Annotated in this window: 12 protein-coding genes and 1 pseudogene; 7 read left to right on the top strand and 6 right to left on the bottom strand. The window is 61.6% G+C overall.

Annotation, left to right across the window (positions count from 1 at the left end):
• Positions 1–29 precede the first annotated feature (29 nt).
• Entirely contained in the window at positions 30–677 is a 648-nt protein-coding gene (gene msrA, locus ACP7CZ_RS09265) for a peptide-methionine (S)-S-oxide reductase MsrA (protein ID WP_014716620.1), read from the top strand.
• Positions 678–804: 127 nt separating this feature from the next.
• On the opposite strand, the gene ACP7CZ_RS09260 is transcribed toward msrA, so the two are convergent.
• The 4 genes from ACP7CZ_RS09260 to putP all read right to left on the bottom strand — a co-directional run bounded on the left by ACP7CZ_RS09260 (position 805) and on the right by putP (position 6,187).
• The gene (locus ACP7CZ_RS09260; protein WP_259038855.1) at positions 805–1,641 is read right to left on the bottom strand and encodes a 23S rRNA (adenine(2030)-N(6))-methyltransferase RlmJ; all 837 of its coding nucleotides are present in this window, start codon (positions 1,639–1,641) and stop codon (positions 805–807) included.
• A 97-nt stretch (positions 1,642–1,738) separates the two neighbouring features.
• Entirely contained in the window at positions 1,739–2,464 is a 726-nt protein-coding gene (locus ACP7CZ_RS09255; RefSeq protein WP_057975419.1) for a DUF4123 domain-containing protein, read from the bottom strand.
• Positions 2,464–4,485, bottom strand: coding sequence for a type VI secretion system tip protein VgrG (locus ACP7CZ_RS09250; protein ID WP_294148346.1), 2,022 nt, complete (start codon positions 4,483–4,485; stop codon positions 2,464–2,466). The genes ACP7CZ_RS09255 and ACP7CZ_RS09250 overlap by 1 nt, the downstream gene beginning before the upstream one ends.
• A gap of 217 nt (positions 4,486–4,702) precedes the next feature.
• Positions 4,703–6,187, bottom strand: coding sequence for a sodium/proline symporter PutP (gene putP / locus ACP7CZ_RS09245; RefSeq protein WP_034125609.1), 1,485 nt, complete (start codon positions 6,185–6,187; stop codon positions 4,703–4,705).
• Positions 6,188–6,648: 461 nt separating this feature from the next.
• Between putP and putA the strand changes: the two genes are divergently transcribed.
• Together putA and ACP7CZ_RS09235 are read left to right on the top strand one after the other, a co-directional pair.
• Complete coding sequence (gene putA, locus ACP7CZ_RS09240; protein ID WP_280089421.1) at positions 6,649–10,602, top strand: trifunctional transcriptional regulator/proline dehydrogenase/L-glutamate gamma-semialdehyde dehydrogenase; 3,954 nt, start codon at positions 6,649–6,651, stop codon at positions 10,600–10,602.
• Between the two features lie 241 nt (positions 10,603–10,843).
• The gene (locus tag ACP7CZ_RS09235) at positions 10,844–12,646 is read left to right on the top strand and encodes an acyl-CoA dehydrogenase (RefSeq protein WP_198790491.1); all 1,803 of its coding nucleotides are present in this window, start codon (positions 10,844–10,846) and stop codon (positions 12,644–12,646) included.
• Here ACP7CZ_RS09235 and ACP7CZ_RS09230 read toward each other — a convergent pair.
• A complete protein-coding gene (locus tag ACP7CZ_RS09230) occupies positions 12,643–12,936 on the bottom strand; it encodes a cell division protein ZapA (protein ID WP_003187971.1) in 294 nt (97 codons plus the stop codon). The two genes, ACP7CZ_RS09235 and ACP7CZ_RS09230, sit on opposite strands and share 4 nt — an antisense overlap.
• Positions 12,933–13,163, bottom strand: coding sequence for a hypothetical protein (locus ACP7CZ_RS09225; RefSeq protein ID WP_003187970.1), 231 nt, complete (start codon positions 13,161–13,163; stop codon positions 12,933–12,935). Before ACP7CZ_RS09225 ends, ACP7CZ_RS09230 begins: the two co-directional genes overlap by 4 nt.
• A 277-nt stretch (positions 13,164–13,440) precedes the next feature.
• Between ACP7CZ_RS09225 and ACP7CZ_RS09220 the strand changes: the two are divergent.
• The 4 genes and pseudogenes from ACP7CZ_RS09220 to mscK form a co-directional block, all read left to right on the top strand.
• A pseudogene (locus ACP7CZ_RS09220) lies at positions 13,441–14,163 on the top strand (MCP four helix bundle domain-containing protein); the annotation flags it as partial.
• 30 nt (positions 14,164–14,193) lie between these two features.
• Positions 14,194–15,066, top strand: a complete 873-nt coding sequence (locus ACP7CZ_RS09215) for a methyl-accepting chemotaxis protein (RefSeq protein ID WP_370694794.1) — start codon at positions 14,194–14,196, stop codon at positions 15,064–15,066.
• 242 nt (positions 15,067–15,308) lie between these two features.
• Positions 15,309–17,051: a potassium/proton antiporter gene (locus ACP7CZ_RS09210; protein WP_057975415.1), complete on the top strand. Its 1,743-nt coding sequence runs from the start codon at positions 15,309–15,311 to the stop codon at positions 17,049–17,051.
• A 49-nt stretch (positions 17,052–17,100) separates the two neighbouring features.
• Complete coding sequence (mscK, locus tag ACP7CZ_RS09205) at positions 17,101–20,484, top strand: mechanosensitive channel MscK (protein ID WP_054896228.1); 3,384 nt, start codon at positions 17,101–17,103, stop codon at positions 20,482–20,484.
• The last annotated feature ends 38 nt before the right edge of the window (positions 20,485–20,522 follow it).

Below are 20,522 nucleotides of genomic sequence, written 5' to 3'. Positions count from 1 at the left end.
TGTTACTCAACCTGACGAGAGGACTGATCATGGTCTTGCGCTCGGAAATTCTGGTGAACAAAAACGTGCTGCCTACTCAAGAACAAGCGTTGCCTGGTCGTGAAACCCCGATGAAGTTGCCCGAAACGCACTTCGTCAACGGCAACCCACTGCTGGGCCCGTTCCTGGATGACGTCGGCTTTGCGATCTTCGGCCTGGGCTGCTTCTGGGGCGCAGAACGCAAGTTCTGGCAGCGCGACGGCGTGGTCAGCACCGTGGTTGGCTACGCCGGCGGCTTTACGCCCAACCCGACTTATGAAGAAGTCTGCTCGGGCCTGACCGGCCATAGCGAAGTGGTGCTGGTGGTGTATGACCAGGCCAAGGTGAAATACGAAGACCTGCTGAAAATGTTCTGGGAACTGCACAACCCGACCCAGGGCATGCGCCAGGGCAACGACATCGGCAGCCAGTACCGTTCGGTGATCTACGCCACCACGCCTGAGCAACTGGCGGCAGCCAAGGCCAGTGCCGAGGCGTATCAGCAAGAGCTGAGCAAGGCCGGCCTGGGTGAGATCACCACGGAAATCGAAGAGGCCCCGACGGTGTACTTCGCCGAGGCGTATCACCAGCAGTACCTGGCGAAGAACCCCCAGGGCTACTGCGGGATCGGCGGCACGGGCGTGACCTGCCCGATCTGACCCCTGTGCCATGATCATTCCCACGCTCCGCGTGGGAATGCCGTACTGGATGCTCCGCGTCCGCTTTTAACATCGTGACGCGGAGCGTCACAGGCTGCGTTACCACGCGGAGCGCGGGAACGATCGGTTACTCGGCGATCAGCCAATCCATCTGCCAGCCACCCTGGGTCTGGCCCAGTTGCTTGGACAACCATGGCAGCAACTCACGCAATTCCTCTTCCAGGCCCCACGGCGGGTTGGCAATCGCCAGGCCCGAGCCGATAAGGGTATTGGGCGTGTCCAGCGGATGCACCAGCAACTCCACACGCAGCAGCTTCGGCGCACCGGTACCGGCCAGGTCCTGATAGAAACGGCGCAACATGCGCTGGTCTTTCACCGGGTACCAGATCGCCGCCACCGTCTGGCGCATACGGCTAACAGCCTCCTTGAGGGACGCGGCGCAACGCTGCATTTCGTCGAGTTTTTCAAACGGCGGGTCGATCAGCATCAGCGCGCGCTTTTCCGGCACTGGCAGCAAGGCCCGTGGCACGTGCCAGCCTTCGCCCAGGTGCACTTTGACGCGGCGATCACCCTTCATGTTGTCCTTGAGCAGCACGCCATCTTCAGGGTGCTTCTCGTTGAGCAACACACGGTCCTGGGGCCGCGTGAGGCGGCGCGCCAGTTCCGGCGAGCCCGGGTAGTAGCGCAACTGGCCATCTGGGTTCATATCGTGCAGCACGCGCATGTAGTCGGCGGTGAGCGGCGGCAGGTCGCTTGCGCCCCACAGGCGGGCAATGCCTTCCAGGTACTCACCGGTGCGGTTGGCCTGGTCGCCCTGCAAGTCATACAAGCCAATGCCTGCGTGAGTGTCGAGGTAGGCGAACGGCTGTTCCTTGCGCGACATCAGGGCGATGAGCCGGGTCAAGGTCAGGTGTTTGAAGACATCGGCATGGTTGCCGGCGTGAAAGGCGTGACGATAATTCATGGTTGCTCCTGCGCAGGGGGCGAAGTTTACCTTCTACCGGTGCAAAGGTGCAGGGCCGCATGGCGGGCGGCACGGAAGTGACGCTATCGCCAGGGGCTCAACTGAGCTGCGAGGCAAGGTAATCAGCCAGTGCACCATGGCTGATTTGCGGCCTGCGTGCGAAGTAGGCGACTTTATGCTGCAAGGTTGCTGGCGTAAACGCGGTATAGAGGTCAGGACGCTGCTCTTGGAGCCATTGCAGCAGGTTGTCGACCAGCACCTGCGGTGACTGCTGCGCCATATGCTTGAGCAACGATTCCGGCACCTGCCACCAGGGGCTGGCTGGGGCCGCAGTGACTGGTTTGGCCGCCACCGACAGCGGCTGGCCGTTGATCAAGTAGCGCTGGAACACTGGCAACACGCGCCCGGCCTCGTCGCCTAATGACTGCAACATCGGCAAAAGGTGCGCGCCATCCCAGAAACGCAAAAACACCGGCTGGTTTTCAGAGAGGTACACCTGGGTCAAACCCTTGAAATGCGCGATCACCACCTCCAGCGGGCTGGACGAGACCGCCAGCCAGCCCCAATCCGACGCTTGGGTGGTGGCTATCCAATCGAGAAAGGCACTGCTCGGCTCAACGACGCCAACGTAGGGCATGACCTCATCCCAGTCAGCGTAGGCCGTGCCCGCCCAGATCGGTCGCGGCATCTTTGCAGCGGCCGTGGCTTGCCAGGCGGCGAGCGGCTTGGCGTCGCTGGCATTGCCCAGCACGGCGTACAGCTGTTCATCAGGCTGCAACGGGTATTGCGCCAGCCAGGCATTGGGCGTCAAGAGCGCGGGCATCAGGACGCACTCCGTGTATGGGCGTCGATGTCGCACTGGCCGTTCTTGCAGCGCTCGCATTCTTCGCAGAACGGCGCGCTGCGTTTGAGGCTGAACACTTGTGCACGGCTTAACGGTGCGGGAATCACTGTCGATACAGCCTCTTTCAACCCAGACATTAACGGCGCCGGCGTCGGGGCAGGCGCGCTGCCGAGCTGGATCGGCACACTGCTGAAAATCCCGCCCGCTGACAATGTGATCGACTGCCCGCCCGCCTGGATCGTCACGCTGGCACCCGCATCAATGATGATGCTTTGCCCGGCCCCCAGCGCAATGATTTGCCCGGCACGCATGTGCTGCGAACCGCCAACCACCAGATGGTCATCCTGCTTGAGCTCGGTCAAACGGTTGCCGTGGGTGATGCGCTGCTCCTGGCCCTGCAACTCATGGCGCGACTCGCCGCCCACCTGCACGCGACGCTGGTTATCGACCTGTACCTGTTGGTCGTGCAACACATGCTGGGTCCAGTCCCGCTGGGCGCGCAGGTAGATTTCCTCGGCACCCTTGCGGTCCTCGATACGCAGTTCGTTGTAGCCACCACCGCCAGGGCTGCTCTGGCTACGCCAGAGACTACGGGTCTTGTCCGCGGGCAGGTCGAGGGGCACAGGCGTGGCGGCGTTGGGCAGGCACCCCACCACCAGCGGCATATCCATGTCGCCATTGACGAACCCCACCAGCACTTCCATGCCAACCCGGGGTATCAGCACCACGCCATAACGGTCATGGGCCCAGCCACTGGCGACCCGCAGCCAGCAACTGGAATGGTCGTTGTGCTCGCCGACACGATCCCAGGCCAGTTGCACCTTGACCCGGCCGTATTCGTCACAGTGAACCTCACTGTCAACCGGGCCGGTGACCACTGCACTTTGATATCCCGATACCGTCGGGCGCGGCTGCTCCGGCAAGGGCGGACGAAACACCGCATCCCATGGCGCGGCGACAAATGCGTTGCGATACCCTTGGCGCAGTTCCCCTCCGTCCTCCTCGGTGACCGCTTCCTCCAGCACCTGAGGCTGCTTGCCTTCATGGCGCACCTGCGTCACCAGCCACAGGTCGTTCCAGTCCTCACGGGGGTGCTCACGCAACTGCAGAAACCGGCCACTGGCCAACGCAGGCTCATCGCCCTGGCCATGGGCACTACGATAGTCGCTGCGGTACCGCTCCAGGCCACGCTGGGCGAGGCATCTGCCTTGGGCTCGGTCGGAAAACTTGCCGGGGTAGTGCTGCGCTTCAAGCTTGGGCAATGACTTGTCGACGGCTGCGCTTTCCAGCTCGACATGGGGTTTGCGAAAGTCGTAATCGCGAAGATTCAACGCCGTGGTGCAGGTCGCCAATTGCAAGGTGAAGCGCTTGATCGCAGGGTTAGCGGCGACCATTCCCGAACCAGGCCGGTACGGCGTGGGCTGATCTGCCTGGGCAAATACGGTCTGGTCATCGCCAAACACCAGCAGATGCCCTGCGGGGGAATGCTGGAAGTGATAGTGAATACCCAGCTCGGCACACAGGCGCTGGATGAACGCCAGGTCGCTCTCGCCGAACTGCACGCAATATTCACGCTCAGGGTAATCACCGCTCAACCGGAACTCGAAGCGGTCACTGTGAATCCCCTGCCCGGCCAGCACTTGGGCAACAATCTGCGGCACCGTCTTATGCTGAAAAATGCGCTGGTGGCTGCTGTGTGCCAGGTACGCCAGATGCGGCGCAAGGCTGAGCTGGTAGCGCGTCAGGCGCCGGCCCGAGTCGCCCTGGGCAACCCGATACACCAGGCCGTGAACGCCATGCCCCTGATCGTCGAAGCCCAAGTACACCTGGCGATGCAGCAAGCCCTCCAGGTCGATATCCGGCTGCTCGCTGACCAGCTCAAGTTCAAAACGATAGGGCTGGCTGATGGCCTCGGTGCCGTCGAACGCGAACACCTCGAAATCACTCGGCGCCCCATCCAGGGCCAGGGTAAATGCAGGTTGGTTGGCAGGAGCGAACATCCGGTGTTTCTCTGCGAAGGGTGGGCGGTCGATTCTGCACCAGCCGTTCGCCTTGCCGAGCGCTGCCTCGGCAAATAAGTAAGGTCCTACGTGAGCACCGCTGGAACCCACGAGCATCGACGGCAATTGCACCAATCAGCCCACACAAAAAAAGGCCCAGTGTCCTTCGGACGTGGGCCTTTCTTGTTCGTTCAGCAGGCGTTAAACGCCCAGCGAATTACTTGTTCAAGTTGTAATCTTTTTCCGCAGCATCAAAACGCTCGACCATGCCCACCGTCGGTGCGCCCATCTTGCTCACGAAGTAGATCGCCAGGCTGGCGAAGATGAAGCCTGGGATGATTTCGTACAGGCCCAGCAATTCGAAGTGCTTCCACACGATCACGGTGATCGCGCCGACCAGGATGCCGGCCAGGGCGCCGTTGCGGGTCATGTGTTTCCAGATGACCGAGATCAGTACCACGGGGCCGAAGGCTGCACCGAAACCGGCCCAGGCGTAGCTGACCAGGCCCAGTACGCGGTTTTCCGGGTTGGCGGCCATGGCGATGGCGATCAAGGCCACTACCAGCACCATGATGCGACCGACCCATACCAGCTCAAGCTGGGAAGCGCCTTTGCGCAGGAACGCCTTGTAGAAGTCTTCCGTCAGGGCGCTGGAGCACACCAGCAGTTGGCAGCTCAGGGTGCTCATCACAGCCGCCAGAATGGCCGACAGCAACACACCGGCAACCCATGGGTTGAACAGGATTTTGGCCAGCTCGATAAACACACGCTCTGGGTTTTCAGTCACCGGGCCCGCCACTTCCGGGTGCGCCGAGAAGTAAGCGATACCGAAGAAGCCCACCGCCACGGTGCCGCCCAAGCACAGGATCATCCAGGTCATGGAGATGCGACGCGCCTTGGCGATCGACTTAACCGAGTCCGCCGCCATGAAGCGCGCGAGGATGTGCGGCTGGCCGAAGTAGCCCAGGCCCCAGCCCATCAACGAGATAACGCCGATGAAGGTGGTGTTTTTCAGCATGTCGAAGCTGGTCGGGTCCTTGGCTTCAATGGCCAGGAAGGTGGTGTCTACGCCGCCGGTGGCCAGCAGCACGATAATCGGCGTGAGGATCAGCGCGAAGATCATCAGCGTGGCTTGCACGGTGTCGGTCCAGCTGACTGCCAGGAAACCACCGATGAAGGTGTAGGCAATAGTCGCCGCAGCACCGGCCCACAGCGCGGTCTCGTAGGACATGCCGAAGGTGCTTTCGAACAGGCGGGCGCCGGCGACGATGCCGGAGGCGCAGTAGATGGTGAAGAACACCAGGATCACCACGGCGGAGATGATCCGCAGCAGGCCGCTTTTATCTTCGAAGCGGCTGGAGAAGTAATCCGGCAGGGTCAGGGCGTCGCCGTTGTGTTCGGTCTGCACGCGCAGGCGGCCGGCCACGAACAACCAGTTGAGGTAGGCACCGACGATCAGGCCGATGGCAATCCAGCTTTCCGACAGACCGGACATGTAGATCGCGCCCGGCAAGCCCATCAACAGCCAGCCGCTCATGTCGGAAGCACCGGCGGACAAGGCTGTCACCACGCTACCGAGGCTGCGACCGCCCAGGATGTAATCGGAAAGGTTGTTGGTGGAGCGATAGGCCATCAGGCCGATCAGCACCATTGCTGCGATGTAGATCACGAACGTGATCAGGGTTGGATTACTAACGCTCATAGGAGTGACGCCCTGGCTTTGTTTTTATGTAGCGACGGTCATGGGGACGGCCACCCGTGGATAACCGGATAGACGAACCTGCATGCCGCGCATTTATGACTGGCGTTTCCCCAGGAAAGCCGCCAGCCGATGAACCCACCCAGAGGGTTGGTTGCACCTTGGTGCGCGAATGCTATTCAACAAAGCAAATAAGGTGCAACCAGTTTCTGCCGATTAAGTTGCACCCAAGTGTGTTTTAGGACAAACGCGCTTTTTTTGCTCCTTTTCGGAGCAAGAACAGCCGATCTCAGAAGCAAATGCACCAGCGCGAAGCGGATTCGGTCGTGTGTTTATTTTTTTCCGATCAAGCGTCGAATATTTAACCAACAAAAGGGTTGCACCCGGTTGCACCTCAGGATGGGCAAAGCTAATCTTGCCGCCAGCAGATGCCACTCGGTAGTGGCACCCATGAGGATAAAAAAATGGCAACGACCACCCTTGGGGTCAAACTCGACGACCCGACCCGCGAACGCCTGAAGGCCGCCGCGACCTCCATTGATCGCACGCCGCACTGGCTGATCAAGCAGGCGATTTTCAATTACCTGGAGAAACTCGAGGGTGGTGCAACCCTGTCCGAGCTCAATGGCTTGAGCACCAAGGAGGCCGATGATGCCGGCGAGGTCCAGGCCGACCACGCCCACCAGTGCTTCCTTGAGTTCGCCGAGAGCATCCTGCCGCAATCGGTATTGCGTGCCGCAATCACCGCCGCTTACCGCCGCCCCGAGCCGGAAGTGGTACCGATGCTGATCGAACAGGCGCGCCTGCCGGCACCGATGGCCGAAGCCACCAACAAGCTGGCCGCGAGCATTGCCGAAAAACTGCGCAATCAGAAGAGTGCCGGCGGCCGTGCCGGTATTGTTCAGGGCCTGCTGCAAGAATTCTCCCTGTCGTCCCAGGAAGGCGTGGCGCTGATGTGCCTGGCCGAAGCGCTGCTGCGCATCCCGGACAAAGGCACCCGCGATGCACTGATCCGCGACAAGATCAGCACCGGCAACTGGCAGCCGCATTTGGGCAACAGCCCATCGCTGTTCGTCAACGCCGCTACCTGGGGCCTGCTGCTGACTGGCAAGCTGGTGTCCACCCACAACGAAGCAGGGCTGACCTCGTCCCTGAGCCGCATCATCGGCAAGAGCGGCGAGCCGATGATCCGCAAGGGCGTCGACATGGCCATGCGCCTGATGGGCGAGCAGTTCGTCACCGGCGAAACCATCGCCGAAGCCTTGGCCAATGCGAGCAAATTCGAAGCCAAGGGCTTCCGCTATTCCTACGACATGCTCGGTGAAGCCGCACTCACCGAACACGACGCCCAGAAGTACCTGGCCTCGTACGAACAAGCCATTCATTCCATCGGCAAAGCCTCCCATGGCCGTGGGATCTATGAAGGCCCGGGCATCTCCATCAAACTCTCCGCCCTGCACCCGCGCTACAGCCGTGCGCAGTACGAGCGTGTGATGGATGAGCTGTACCCGCGCCTGCTGTCGCTGACTTTGCTGGCCAAGCAGTACGACATCGGCTTGAACATCGACGCCGAAGAAGCCGACCGCCTGGAGCTGTCCCTGGACCTGCTCGAGCGCCTGTGCTTCGAGCCGCAATTGACTGGCTGGAACGGCATCGGCTTTGTGATCCAGGCGTACCAGAAGCGTTGCCCGTATGTGATCGACTACGTCATCGACCTGGCCCGCCGCAGCCGCCATCGCCTGATGATCCGCCTGGTAAAAGGCGCGTACTGGGACAGCGAAATCAAGCGCGCCCAGGTCGAAGGCCTGGAAGGCTACCCGGTCTACACCCGCAAGGTATACACCGACGTTTCCTACATTGCCTGCGCACGCAAACTGCTGTCGGTGCCGGAAGTCATCTACCCGCAGTTCGCCACGCACAACGCCCACACCCTGTCGGCTATCTACCACATCGCCGGTCAGAACTATTACCCCGGCCAGTACGAGTTCCAGTGCCTGCACGGCATGGGTGAACCGCTGTACGAACAGGTTGTAGGCAAGGTTTCCGAAGGCAAGCTGAACCGTCCGTGCCGTGTATACGCACCGGTTGGTACCCACGAAACACTGCTGGCCTATCTGGTACGCCGCCTGCTGGAAAACGGTGCCAACACCTCGTTCGTCAACCGTATCGCTGACCAGTCCATCTCGATCCAGGAATTGGTAGCCGACCCGGTGGCCAGCATCGAGCAAATGGCAACCCAGGAAGGCGGTTTCGGCCTGCCACACCCGCGCATCCCTTTGCCGCGTGACCTGTACGGCAGCGACCGCGCCAACTCGGCCGGTATCGACCTGGCCAACGAACATCGTCTGGCCTCGCTGTCCTGCGCCCTGCTGGCCACCGCTCACAACAACTGGAAGGCCGCACCGATGCTCGGTTGCGCCGCCAGCAATGAAACGGCTCAACCGGTGCTGAACCCGTCCGACCTGCGTGATGTGGTCGGCCAGGTACAGGAAGCCACCGTCGAAGACGTCGACAACGCCATCCAGTGCGCCATCAGCGCCGCACCGATCTGGCAGGCCACCCCGCCCGCCGAACGCGCTGCCATCCTGGAACGCGCCGCCGACCTGATGGAAGGCGAGATCCAGCCGCTGATGGGCCTGCTGGCCCGTGAAGCCGGCAAGACCTTCGCCAACGCCATCGCGGAAGTGCGTGAAGCCGTGGACTTCCTGCGCTACTACGCAGTGCAGGCGCGCAACGACTTCACCAATGACGCCCACCGCCCATTGGGCCCAGTGGTGTGCATCAGCCCGTGGAACTTCCCGCTCGCCATCTTCAGCGGCCAGGTAGCTGCAGCGCTGGCTGCCGGTAACCCGGTGCTGGCCAAGCCTGCCGAGCAGACGCCGCTGGTGGCTGCCCAGGCCGTACGCATCCTGCTTGAAGCCGGCATTCCGGAAGGTGTGCTGCAATTGCTGCCAGGCCAGGGCGAAAGCGTCGGTGCCCGTCTGGTGGGTGATGATCGCGTCAAAGGCGTGATGTTCACCGGTTCCACCGAAGTGGCGCGCCTGCTGCAACGCAATGTCGCCGGTCGCCTGGATGCCCAGGGTCGCCCGATTCCGCTGATCGCCGAAACCGGTGGCCAGAACGCGATGATCGTCGATTCCTCGGCGCTGACCGAACAAGTGGTGATCGACGTCGTATCGTCGGCCTTCGACAGCGCCGGTCAACGTTGTTCGGCCCTGCGCGTACTGTGCCTGCAGGAAGATTCGGCAGACCGTGTGGTCGAAATGCTCAAGGGCGCCATGGCTGAATGCCGCCTGGGTAACCCGGAACGCCTGTCGGTCGACATCGGCCCGGTGATCGACGCCGAAGCCAAGGCCGGTATCGAGAAACACATCCAGGCCATGCGCGACAAAGGCCGCAACGTTTACCAGGTGGCGATTGCCGACGGTGAAGAGATCAAGCGCGGCACCTTCGTGATGCCGACCCTGATCGAGCTGGAAAGCTTCGACGAACTGCAACGCGAGATCTTCGGCCCGGTATTGCACGTAGTGCGCTACAAGCGCAAAGAGATCGACCAGCTCATCGGCCAGATCAACGCTTCCGGCTACGGCCTGACCCTGGGCGTGCACACCCGCATCGACGAGACCATCGCCAAGGTGATCGACAACGTCAATGCCGGTAACGTCTACGTCAACCGCAACATTGTTGGCGCCGTGGTCGGCGTGCAGCCGTTCGGCGGCGAAGGCCTGTCCGGCACTGGCCCGAAAGCCGGTGGCCCGCTGTACCTGTACCGCTTGCTGTCGACTCGTCCTACCGATGCGATCGAGCAATCCTTCGTACGGGGCGACAAGCTGGCCGCGCCGGATGTGCGCCTGCGTGATGCCATGAGCCAATCGCTGACCGCCCTGAAAACCTGGGCCGACGGCAATAAGTTCAGCGAACTGAGCGCGTTGTGCACGCAGTTCGCCGCCCAATCGCAGAGCGGTATCACCCGCCAACTGGCCGGCCCGACTGGCGAGCGCAACAGCTACGCCATCCTGCCGCGCGAGCACGTGCTGTGCCTGGCCGAAGTGGAAGGCGACCTGCTGACCCAACTGGCGGCGGTATTGGCCGTCGGTGGTTCGGCGGTATGGCCGGAAACCGAGCTGACCAAGGCCTTGTTCCCACGCCTGCCTAAAGAGATTCAGGCGAAGATCAAGCGCGTGGCCGACTGGTCCAAGGACGACGTGGTGTTTGACGCTGTGCTGCATCACGGTGATTCCGACCAACTGCGTGCGGTGTGCCAGCAAGTGGCGCAGCGCGGTGGGGCAATTGTCGGGGTGCATGGCATGTCGCAAGGCGAAACGGCGATTGCGCTGGAGCGTCTGGTGATCGAGCGTGCGTTGAGCGTTAACACTGCTGCAGCGGGTGGTAACGCCAGCCTGATGACCATCGGCTAACTGATACAACGCGGCTGATCGCGGCTGATCGTTCCCACGCTCCGCGTGGGAATGCAGCTCAAGGACGCTCTGCGTCCAGAAGCGTGACGCGGAGCGTCAAAAGAGGCGTTCCCACGCAGAGCGTGGGAACGATCTCGATGCCTCGCCAGCGTTCTGCCCTTCTATCACTTAAATCAATCTTGCTATCCACCCTCCATTCGCGGACTTAGACTCAGGCCAATTCCTTCAAAGGTACGCCGCCATGTCCGAGACGCTGCTCAGTTCCCGCAATCTGGCTTTCGAGCTGTACGAAGTCCTCGATGCCGAGGGCCTGACCCAGCGCGAGCGGTTTGCCGAACACAACCGCGAAACCTTCGATGCCGCGATCAGCACGGCGCGCAACATCGCAGAAAAGTACTTCGCCCCTCACAACCGCAAGAACGACGAAAACGAACCGCGCTATGAAAACGGCCAGGCGATCCTGATCCCGGAGGTCAAACCCGCCGTGGACGCCTTCCTTGAAGCCGGCTTCCTCAACGCAGCACGTAGCTTTGAAGCAGGCGGCATGCAACTGCCGACCCTGTTGTCCCAGGCTTGTTTCGCGCACTTCCAATCGGCCAACGCCGCCTCGACGTCCTACCCGTTCCTGACCATGGGCGCCGCCAACCTCATTGAGAGCTTCGGCACCGAGGAGCAGAAACAACGCTTCCTGCAGCCAATGATCGACGGGCGCTTCTTCGGCACCATGGCCCTGACCGAGCCCCATGCAGGTTCCTCCCTGTCGGACATTCGGACCCGTGCAGAACCCGCGGCTGACGGCAGTTATCGGCTCAAGGGCAACAAGATCTTTATCTCCGGTGGCGACCATTCGCTGTCGGAAAACATCGTGCACATGGTGCTGGCCAAATTGCCGGACGCTCCCGCAGGCGTGAAGGGCATTTCGCTGTTTATCGTGCCCAAGTTCCTGGTCAACGATGACGGCAGCCTGGGCGCTCGCAACGATGTGCTGCTGGCGGGGCTGTTCCACAAGATGGGCTGGCGCGGCACCACGTCCACGGCGCTTAACTTTGGCGATAACGGCAACTGTGTCGGCTACCTGGTGGGCAAGCCGCACCAGGGGCTGAGCTGCATGTTCCAGATGATGAACGAGGCACGCATCGGCGTAGGCATGGGCGCGGTAATGCTCGGTTACGCCGGCTACCTTTACTCGCTGGACTACGCCCGCGAACGGCCCCAGGGGCGCCTGCCTGATAGCAAAGATCCGAGCACCGCACCGGTGGCGATCATCCAGCATGCCGACATCAAGCGCATGCTGCTGACCCAGAAAGCCTATGTGGAAGGCGCCTTTGACCTCGGCCTCTACGCGGCGCGGCTATTCGACGACACCACCACCCTGCAAACCGACACCGAACGCAAGCAAGCCCACGAATTGCTCGACCTGCTCACGCCCATCGTCAAATCCTGGCCGTCGGAGTTCTGCCTCAAGGCCAACGAGCTGGCGATCCAGATTCTCGGCGGCCACGGCTACACCCGCGAATACCCGGTGGAGCAGTACTACCGCGACAACCGCCTGAACCCCATCCATGAAGGCACCCACGGCATCCAGTCCCTGGACCTGCTCGGGCGCAAATTGGCGCAGAATGGTGGTGCCGGCTTGAAGCAATTGATTCGCCTGATCGCTGAAACCGGAGCCCGGGCGCAAAAGCACCCTTCACTCACGGCACTGCGAGAGCCTCTGGAGCAACTGGTAAACCGGCTGCAAAGCGTCACGATTGGCCTGCTGACCGATCTCGCCCAAGGCAAGGTCAACAGCAGCCTGGCGAACTCGGCGCTGTACTTGAAAGTGTTCGGGCACACGGTGATTGGCTGGCGCTGGCTGGAACAGGCGATCCGCGCCGAAGAAGGGCTGGCCAAGGGTGACGCGGCTGACGCGGCCTTTTATAAGGGCAAGCTCCAGGCCGCCCGGTACTTCCTGACCTGGGAAATACCGAGCTGCCATCATGAACTGGCGATTCTGGAAGCACGCGACGATACGTGCCTGGGCATGCAAGACGAGTGGTTCTAAGGCTGACCGATCACCTTGGAAATCACATCGACCGTGGCGCTGACTTGCTCTTGGTAACGGTCGAGTTCCTGCTGGTGCGCCTGTTGCATTTCAATCTGCTCGGCGCACAGGTTCAGCGCGGCCAGTACCAATAGCTTGTCACCGATCAGGGTCGGGTACTTTTTCTTGGTAACCGCCAGGGAGGCCTTGAGCATGGTCACGGCATGCATCAGGGTCTGATCTTCGCCGGCCGGTGCCTTGATCGAGTAATCCTCTCCGAGAATCGAAACGACCTTTATGCCCTCACTCATGCGCTGACAGGCCCTGCACTTACACGCTCAACCAGCGCCTGGATGCGGGCGGCGGTGGCGCCGTGCTTTTCTTCCTGTTCCATCAGGTTCAGTTGCAGGCTGTCGTTTTCGTCCTTGGCGCGGGCCAGCTCGGCCTTGAGGGATTCGTTGCTGCCCAGCAATTCTTGATTCTGCTGTACGAGGTCGCTGACCAGTTGTTCCAATTGGCTGAGGGATGCTTCTAACATTTTGATTTCTCGGGCTTTTAAAAAGGGCGGTGACGATAAAGAAAATTCACCTCGGATGCCAGGGTTATCCCTGGCCGCGCAGCCCGATGATGCAAGGCCGGGCCGCACTTTCGAGCCTTAGTGACTGCATTTACCCGATCTGGTTCCTGAACTCACCCAACCCCTGGTCCGATGCGACAAAAGCGCGCGCCCCCTTAAGACTTTAGTCGCATGGCCGATAAGGCGGGCACACCTCGTCTCATGGCCGCATGGATAGCGCCTCCCCCAGGACTCCAGCATGTCTCTTCGTAATATGAATATCGCCCCGAGGGCCTTTCTCGGCTTCGCGTTTATTGGCGCCTTGATGTTGTTGCTCGGTGTGTTCGCCCTGAACCAGATGAGCAAAATTCGTGCAGCCACCGAAGACATCACCTCGGCCAGCGTGCCCAGCATTCGCGCCCTGGATGAATTCACCCAACTGACCCTGCGCCTGCGCGTGCTGTCGTACCGCTTGCTGACCAACCGCGAGCCGGATGTACAGCAAAAGACCCTGGAAGCCTTTGAACTGCGCAATCAGCAGATTCGCACAGCCCAGGACATCTACGAAAAACTGATCACCAGCACCGAAGAGCGCAACGTCTACAGCGAGTACGTCCGCTTGCTGGGCCAGTACCGCCAGATTGAAGAGCGCATGAAGAGCCTGTCTCGCGCCAATCAGGTCAACGAGCTGCGCAGCCTGCTCAACACCGAGTTGCTGGACAACTCCGAGCAGGTCAATGCGGTCTTGACCCGCTTGCTGGATATCAATAACGACGACGCCAACGCCACCAACCAGCGCGCCAAAGACCAATACGACATGGCCTTTGACCTGGTGGTAGGCCTGCTGGTGATTGCCACGGCGCTGACCTTGCTGTTTGCCTGGTTGCTGACCCGCAGCATCACCCTGCCCATCGCCCAGGCGCTAGAAGCCGCCGAAGAAGTGGCCGAAGGCAACCTGACGCGCCCGATCAGTGTGGACGGCAACGACGAAGCCGGGCGCCTGCTCGCGGCCATGGCCAAGATGCAACACAAACTGCGCGACACCCTGCAACGTATCGCCGGCTCCGCTACCCAGCTGGCGTCTGCCGCTGAAGAGCTGAATGCGGTCACCGACGAAAGCGCCCGTGGCCTGACCCAGCAGAACAACGAAATCGAACAGGCCGCCACTGCCGTCAACGAGATGACCAGCGCGGTGGAAGAAGTCGCACGCAACGCGGTGAGCACCTCCGAAGCCTCGCGCAATGCCACCACCTCCGCCGGTGACGGTCGCGACCTGGTGCAGGAAACCGTTAGCGCTATCGAACGCATGAGTACCGACGTGCAGGCCACCGCTTCCCTGATTGGCGACCTGGCCAATGAATCGAGGGATATCGGTAAAGTGCTGGACGTGATCCGTGGCCTGGCTGACCAGACCAACCTGCTGGCCCTGAACGCCGCGATCGAAGCAGCGCGAGCCGGGGAAGCCGGGCGTGGTTTCGCCGTGGTGGCCGATGAAGTGCGGGCGTTGGCCCATCGCACCCAGCAGTCCACCAGCGAAATCGAGCGCATGATCGGCAGCATCCAGACAGGCACTGAACACGCGGTAGATTCGATGCGCAACAGCACCGAGCGCGCCGAATCGACACTCAACATCGCCCGAGGCGCGGGCCTGTCGCTGGACACCATCAACACGGCGATTGTGGAAATCAACGAGCGCAACCTGGTGATCGCCAGTGCGGCGGAAGAACAGGCCCAGGTGGCGCGGGAAGTGGACCGCAACCTGGTGAATATCCGTGACCTGTCGGTGCAATCGGCAACAGGCGCCAGCCAGACCAGCGCGGCGAGCGGTGAGTTGTCGCGCTTGGCGGTGGATCTGAATGGGATGGTCGGAAGGTTCCGCCTCTGAAATAAGCCTTTGCTCACACCGCATACCTTGTGGGAGCTGGCTTGCCTGCGATAGCAATCTGTCAGCTAACGCCCATAGCGCCTGGCACACCGCAATCGCAGGCAAGCCAGCTCCTACATTTGAGCGATGTGCAGCCACAAAAGCTTTTTGACAGCGCAGCAATTCAACAGGTTAGAATCCCTGGCACGCAGACTGCATGGTCAGTTTGCGTCCTGTCTTCCCCCTGCCCTGGAGTACTGCCTTTGAATGCGACGACCATCAACAGCCTGTTCTTGATCGGCGCGTTGCTGGTGACTGCGAGCATTCTGGTGAGTTCGCTTTCGTCACGCCTGGGTATCCCTATCCTGGTGATTATCCTGGCCGTGGGCATGACCGCCGGGGTCGATGGCGGTGGCATCATTTTCGATAACTACCCCACCGCCTATCTGGTGGGTAACCTCGCCCTCGCCGTGATCCTGCTCGACGGCGGTTTGCGCACCCGGGTGGCGAGTTTCCGCGTGGCGCTGTGGCCGGCCTTGTCCCTGGCCACGGTGGGGGTGTTGATTACCACAGGCCTCACGGGCATGGCGGCGGCCTGGCTGTTCGACCTCAACATCATCCAAGGCTTGCTGATCGGCGCCATCGTCGGCTCCACGGACGCCGCGGCGGTATTCTCGCTGCTGGGCGGCAAGGGCCTCAACGAGCGGGTCAGCGCCAGCCTGGAAATCGAATCCGGCAGCAACGACCCGATGGCGGTGTTCCTCACCGTCACCCTGATCGACATGCTCGCCAGCGGCCAGACCGGCCTGCACTGGAGCCTGCTCACGCACCTGATCCGCGAATTCGGCATCGGTGGCCTGGTAGGCCTGGGCGGCGGCTGGCTGATGTTGCAACTGGTCAACCGCATCAACCTGGCCAACGGCCTGTACCCGATCCTTGTGATCGCCGGTGGCCTATTCGTATTCGCCCTGACCAACGCCCTGCACGGCAGCGGCTTCCTCGCCGTGTACCTGTGCGGGTTGGTCATCGGCAACCGCCCGGTGCGCAGCCGGCATGGCATTTTGCATATGCTCGACGGCATGGCCTGGCTGGCGCAGATCGGGATGTTCTTGGTGCTGGGCCTGCTGGTCACGCCTCACGATTTGCTGCCCATCGCCCTGCCCGCCCTGGGCCTGGCGCTGTGGATGATCCTGTTTGCCCGGCCGCTGTCGGTGATGGTTGGCCTGCTGCCATTCAAGGCGTTCCACGGGCGCGAAAAAGCCTTTATAGCCTGGGTGGGCCTGCGCGGCGCGGTACCGATCATCCTCGCGGTGTTCCCGCTGATGGCCGGCCTGCCCCATGCGCAGCTGTACTTCAACCTGGCATTCTTTATCGTGCTGGTCTCGCTGTTGGTGCAGGGCACCAGCCTGCCGTGGGTGGCCAAGTTGCTCAAAGTCACCGTACCGCCAGACCCGGCGCCGATCTCCCGCGCGGCCCTGGAAGTGCACGTTACCAGCGAGTGGGAGTTGTTCGTCTACCGCCTGGGCGCCGAAAAATGGTGCATCGGCGCGGCCCTGCGCGAGCTGAAAATGCCCGAAGGCACGCGCATCGCCGCGCTGTTTCGTGGCCAGCAACTGCTCCATCCGTCGGGTAGTACGGTGCTGGAAGTCGGCGATTTGCTCTGTGTGATCGGCCACGAACACAACCTGCCGGCCCTGGGCAAATTGTTCAGCCAGGCGCCGCAACGGGGCCTCGATTTGCGCTTCTTCGGCGACTTCGTACTCGAAGGCGACGCCCAGCTGGGCGCGGTTTCCGCCTTGTACGGGCTCAAGCTTGAAGGTATCGACCCGGACATGCCGTTGAGCCGCTTCATTACCCAGAAGGTTGGCGGTGCACCGGTAGTCGGCGACCAGGTGGAGTGGAACAACACCATCTGGACCGTCGCCGTCATGGACGGGAACAAGATTGGCAAAGTCGGCGTCAGATTCCCCGAAGGAAGTCGCCCGGGCCCCGGACTCTTCCTCTAAACTGCGGGACAACGACGCCCCGATTCTTCACTTTGCAAGACCGGTCTCTATGCCAACCCTGCGTACTTTTCTCGCCACTGCCCTGCTGGGCCTGACCCTTTGTGTTGGCAGCGTATACGCCGCCGACCCGCCCAGCGCCGAAGCCGTCCAGCAAAGCCTGGATAAACTGCCCGACCGCAAGCTGCCTGACGCCGACATGAAGGCGCTGCAGGCGACCCTGCAACAGACCCTGACCTACCTGGGCAATCAGCAGGACTACGAGCAGCGCCTGGCCGACCTCAAGCGCCAGCTGGAAGAGGCCCCGCGCCAGACCAATGAGAACCAGCGTGAGCTGGCGCGCCTCAAGGCCACCAAAATCATTCCGGTGGCCCAACGCTACGCCAGCCTGCCGGTGCCGCAGCTTGAGCAGTTATTGGTGCAACGCAGCACCCAGCAAGGCGACCTGCAAAAAGAACTGGCCGACGCCAACAGCCTGACCATCGCCGCCCAGACCCGCCCTGAGCGCGCCCAGACCGAGATCAGCAGCAGTCAGACGCGCATCCAGCAAATCAACGCGACGCTCAAGCTTGGCAAAGACAATGGCAAACCTCTCAGCGGCGACCAGCGCAACCAGCTCAACGCCGAACTGGCGGCCCTGAATGCCTTGATTCCCCTGCGCCGCCAGGAATTGGCCGGCAACAGCCAGCTGCAAGACCTGGGCAACAGCCAGCACGACCTGATTCAGGAAAAAACCGCACGCCTGGAGCAAGAAATCCAGGACCTGCAAACCCTGATCAACCAGAAACGCCTGGCCCAGTCCCAGCAGACAGTGACCCAACAGTCCATCGAAGCGCAGAAAGCCGGCGGCAGTAGCATCCTTGCCAAGGAAAGCGCAGACAACCTGAAGCTGTCCGACTACCTGCTCAAAAGCACCGACCGCCTCAACGACCTGACCCAGAAAAACCTGCAGACCAAGCAGCAACTGGACACCGTGACCCAAAGCGATTCGGCCCTGGACGAGCAGATCAACGTGCTCAAGGGCAGCCTGCTGCTGTCCAAGATTCTCTATAAACAAAAGCAGGCCCTGCCGCGTCTCACCGTGGACAAAGACCTGGCCGACGACATCGCCAACATTCGCCTGTATCAGTTCGAGGTCAACCAACAGCGTGAGCTGATCAGTTCCCCAAGCGCCTATGTGGACAACCTGCTGGCGAACCAGCCACCGGATGAGGTCACCCCGCAACTGCGCCGCACCTTGCTGGAAGTGGCGATCACCCGCAGCGACCTGTTGGAGCGTCTGAGCCGCGAGCTGAGTGCACTGCTCAACGAATCCATCACCCTGCAACTGAACCAGAAACAACTGCTCAGCACCGCCAGCACCCTGCGGGCCACGCTCGACGAGCAAATGTTCTGGATCCCCAGCAACAAGCCGCTGGACACTGAATGGCTGGAAACCGTACCGGCGCATCTGAGCAAACAGGTCACCACCCTGCCTTGGGCGTCCAGCGTCAGTGAGCTGTATGACGGCCTGACCCAACGCCCACTGCTGTTCCTGCCGTTGCTGTTGCTGATCGGCGCGCTGTTGTGGCGACGCAATGCGCTGTATGTGCGCCTGAAAAAGGTTCACCAGGACATCGGCCACTTCAAGCGCGACAGCCAGTGGCATACGCCGCAGGCCATCCTGATCAACATCCTCCTGGCAATGCCCGTGGCCTTGGGCCTGGCGCTGTGCGGCTACGCGTTGCAGATCGACGCCCGCGGGCAAAACGCCAACCTGGGCGCGGCCTTGCTGCAGATCGCCCAAGCCTGGCTGGTGTTCTACACCGCCTACCGCATCCTCGCGCCGGGCGGCGTGGCGGAGCTGCACTTTCGCTGGGAGAGGCCGCAGGTCGAATTCCTGCAAGGCTGGATACGCAAGCTCGGGCTGGTGGTACTGGCGCTGGTGGCCGTGGTCGCGATTGCCGAACATCAACCGGCCGCGCTGGCTGACGACGTGCTGGGTATCGCCGTGGTACTGACCTGCTACGGGCTGATGGCCTGGCTGCTGGGCCGCCTGCTGCTGAACAGCCCGACCCACGAAAAGGCCTCGTTGTTTCGCAAAGCTATCGGCGTGGTGTTCACCGCCCTGCCCATCGCACTGTTTATTGCCGTGTGCTTTGGCTATTACTACACCGCACTGAAACTCAGCGACCGGCTGATCAATACCCTGTACCTGCTGATGTTCTGGCTGGTGATCGAAGCCACCTTCGTGCGCGGCCTGGGTGTTGCCGCACGGCGCCTGGCCTACGCCCGGGCCCTGGCCAAACGCCAGGCAGCCAAGGAGGCCGGTGACGGCGAAGCGGTGATCGAAGAGCCGACCCTGGACATCGAGCAGGTCAACGAACAGTCCATGCGCCTGATCCGCCTGGCCCTGCTCGGCGGCTTTATCGCGGCGCTGTACTGGGTGTGGTCGGACCTGATCTCGGTATTTTCCTACCTGGACAACGTCACCCTGTACGAATACACCAGCGGCACAGGTGCAAATATCAGCATGGTGCCCATCAGCATCGGCGACCTGCTGGGCGCGTCGATCATCATCGGTATCACCTTCGCCCTGGCGCGCAACCTGCCCGGCCTGCTCGAAGTCCTGGTGCTGTCCAAGCTCGACCTGGCCCAAGGCAGCGCCTACGCCACCACCACCTTGCTGTCCTACATCATTGCCGGCGTGGGCTTTGTCACCACCCTTTCCACCCTCGGTGTGAGCTGGGACAAGCTGCAATGGCTGGTGGCCGCGCTGTCGGTGGGCCTGGGTTTCGGCATGCAGGAGATCTTCGCCAACTTCATCTCCGGCATCATGATTTTGTTCGAACGCCCGGTGCGCATCGGCGACACCATTACCATCGGCAACCTGTCGGGTACGGTAAGCAAGATCCGCATTCGTGCCACCACCATCACCGACTTCGACAACAAGGACATCATCGTCCCCAACAAGACCTTCATCACCGGGCAACTGATCAACTGGTCGCTGACCGACACCATCACCCGTGTCACCCTGAAACTGGGCGTGGACTATGGCTCCGACCTGGACCTGGTGAAGGAATTGCTACTCAAGGCGGCGCGAGAAAACCCACGGGTACTCAAAGAGCCGGAACCCCACGTGTATTTCCTCAACTTCGGCGAAAGCACCCTCGACCACGAACTGCGCATGCATGTTCGCGACCTGGGCGATCGCAACCCGGTGTTGGACGAGGTCAACCGCTACATCAATCGTGAGTTCAAGAAACAGCACATCAACATCTCGTTCCGGCAGATGGAAATCTACCTGAAGAATCTTCACGGCCAGGAATACAAATTGGTGCCGGCCGAAGACGAGCGCAAGACCATTGCCGAGCCGCTCGACAAGCCCGACGCCCCCGAGCCTCCTGCAGGCAAAGTCGTGGATGCGCCGGAGCCGCCACCCAGCAAACTCGACTAAACGCCCTATCCCCAGCAGAATGCTCGGACATTCTGCTG

It is taken from the genome of Pseudomonas sp. DWP2-2 (genome assembly GCF_049897065.1).
GTDB classification, from domain to species: domain Bacteria; phylum Pseudomonadota; class Gammaproteobacteria; order Pseudomonadales; family Pseudomonadaceae; genus Aquipseudomonas; species Aquipseudomonas paracarnis.
The sequence above is the reverse complement of the archived record's forward strand: the minus strand, read 5'-3'. Positions and strand labels throughout refer to the sequence as shown.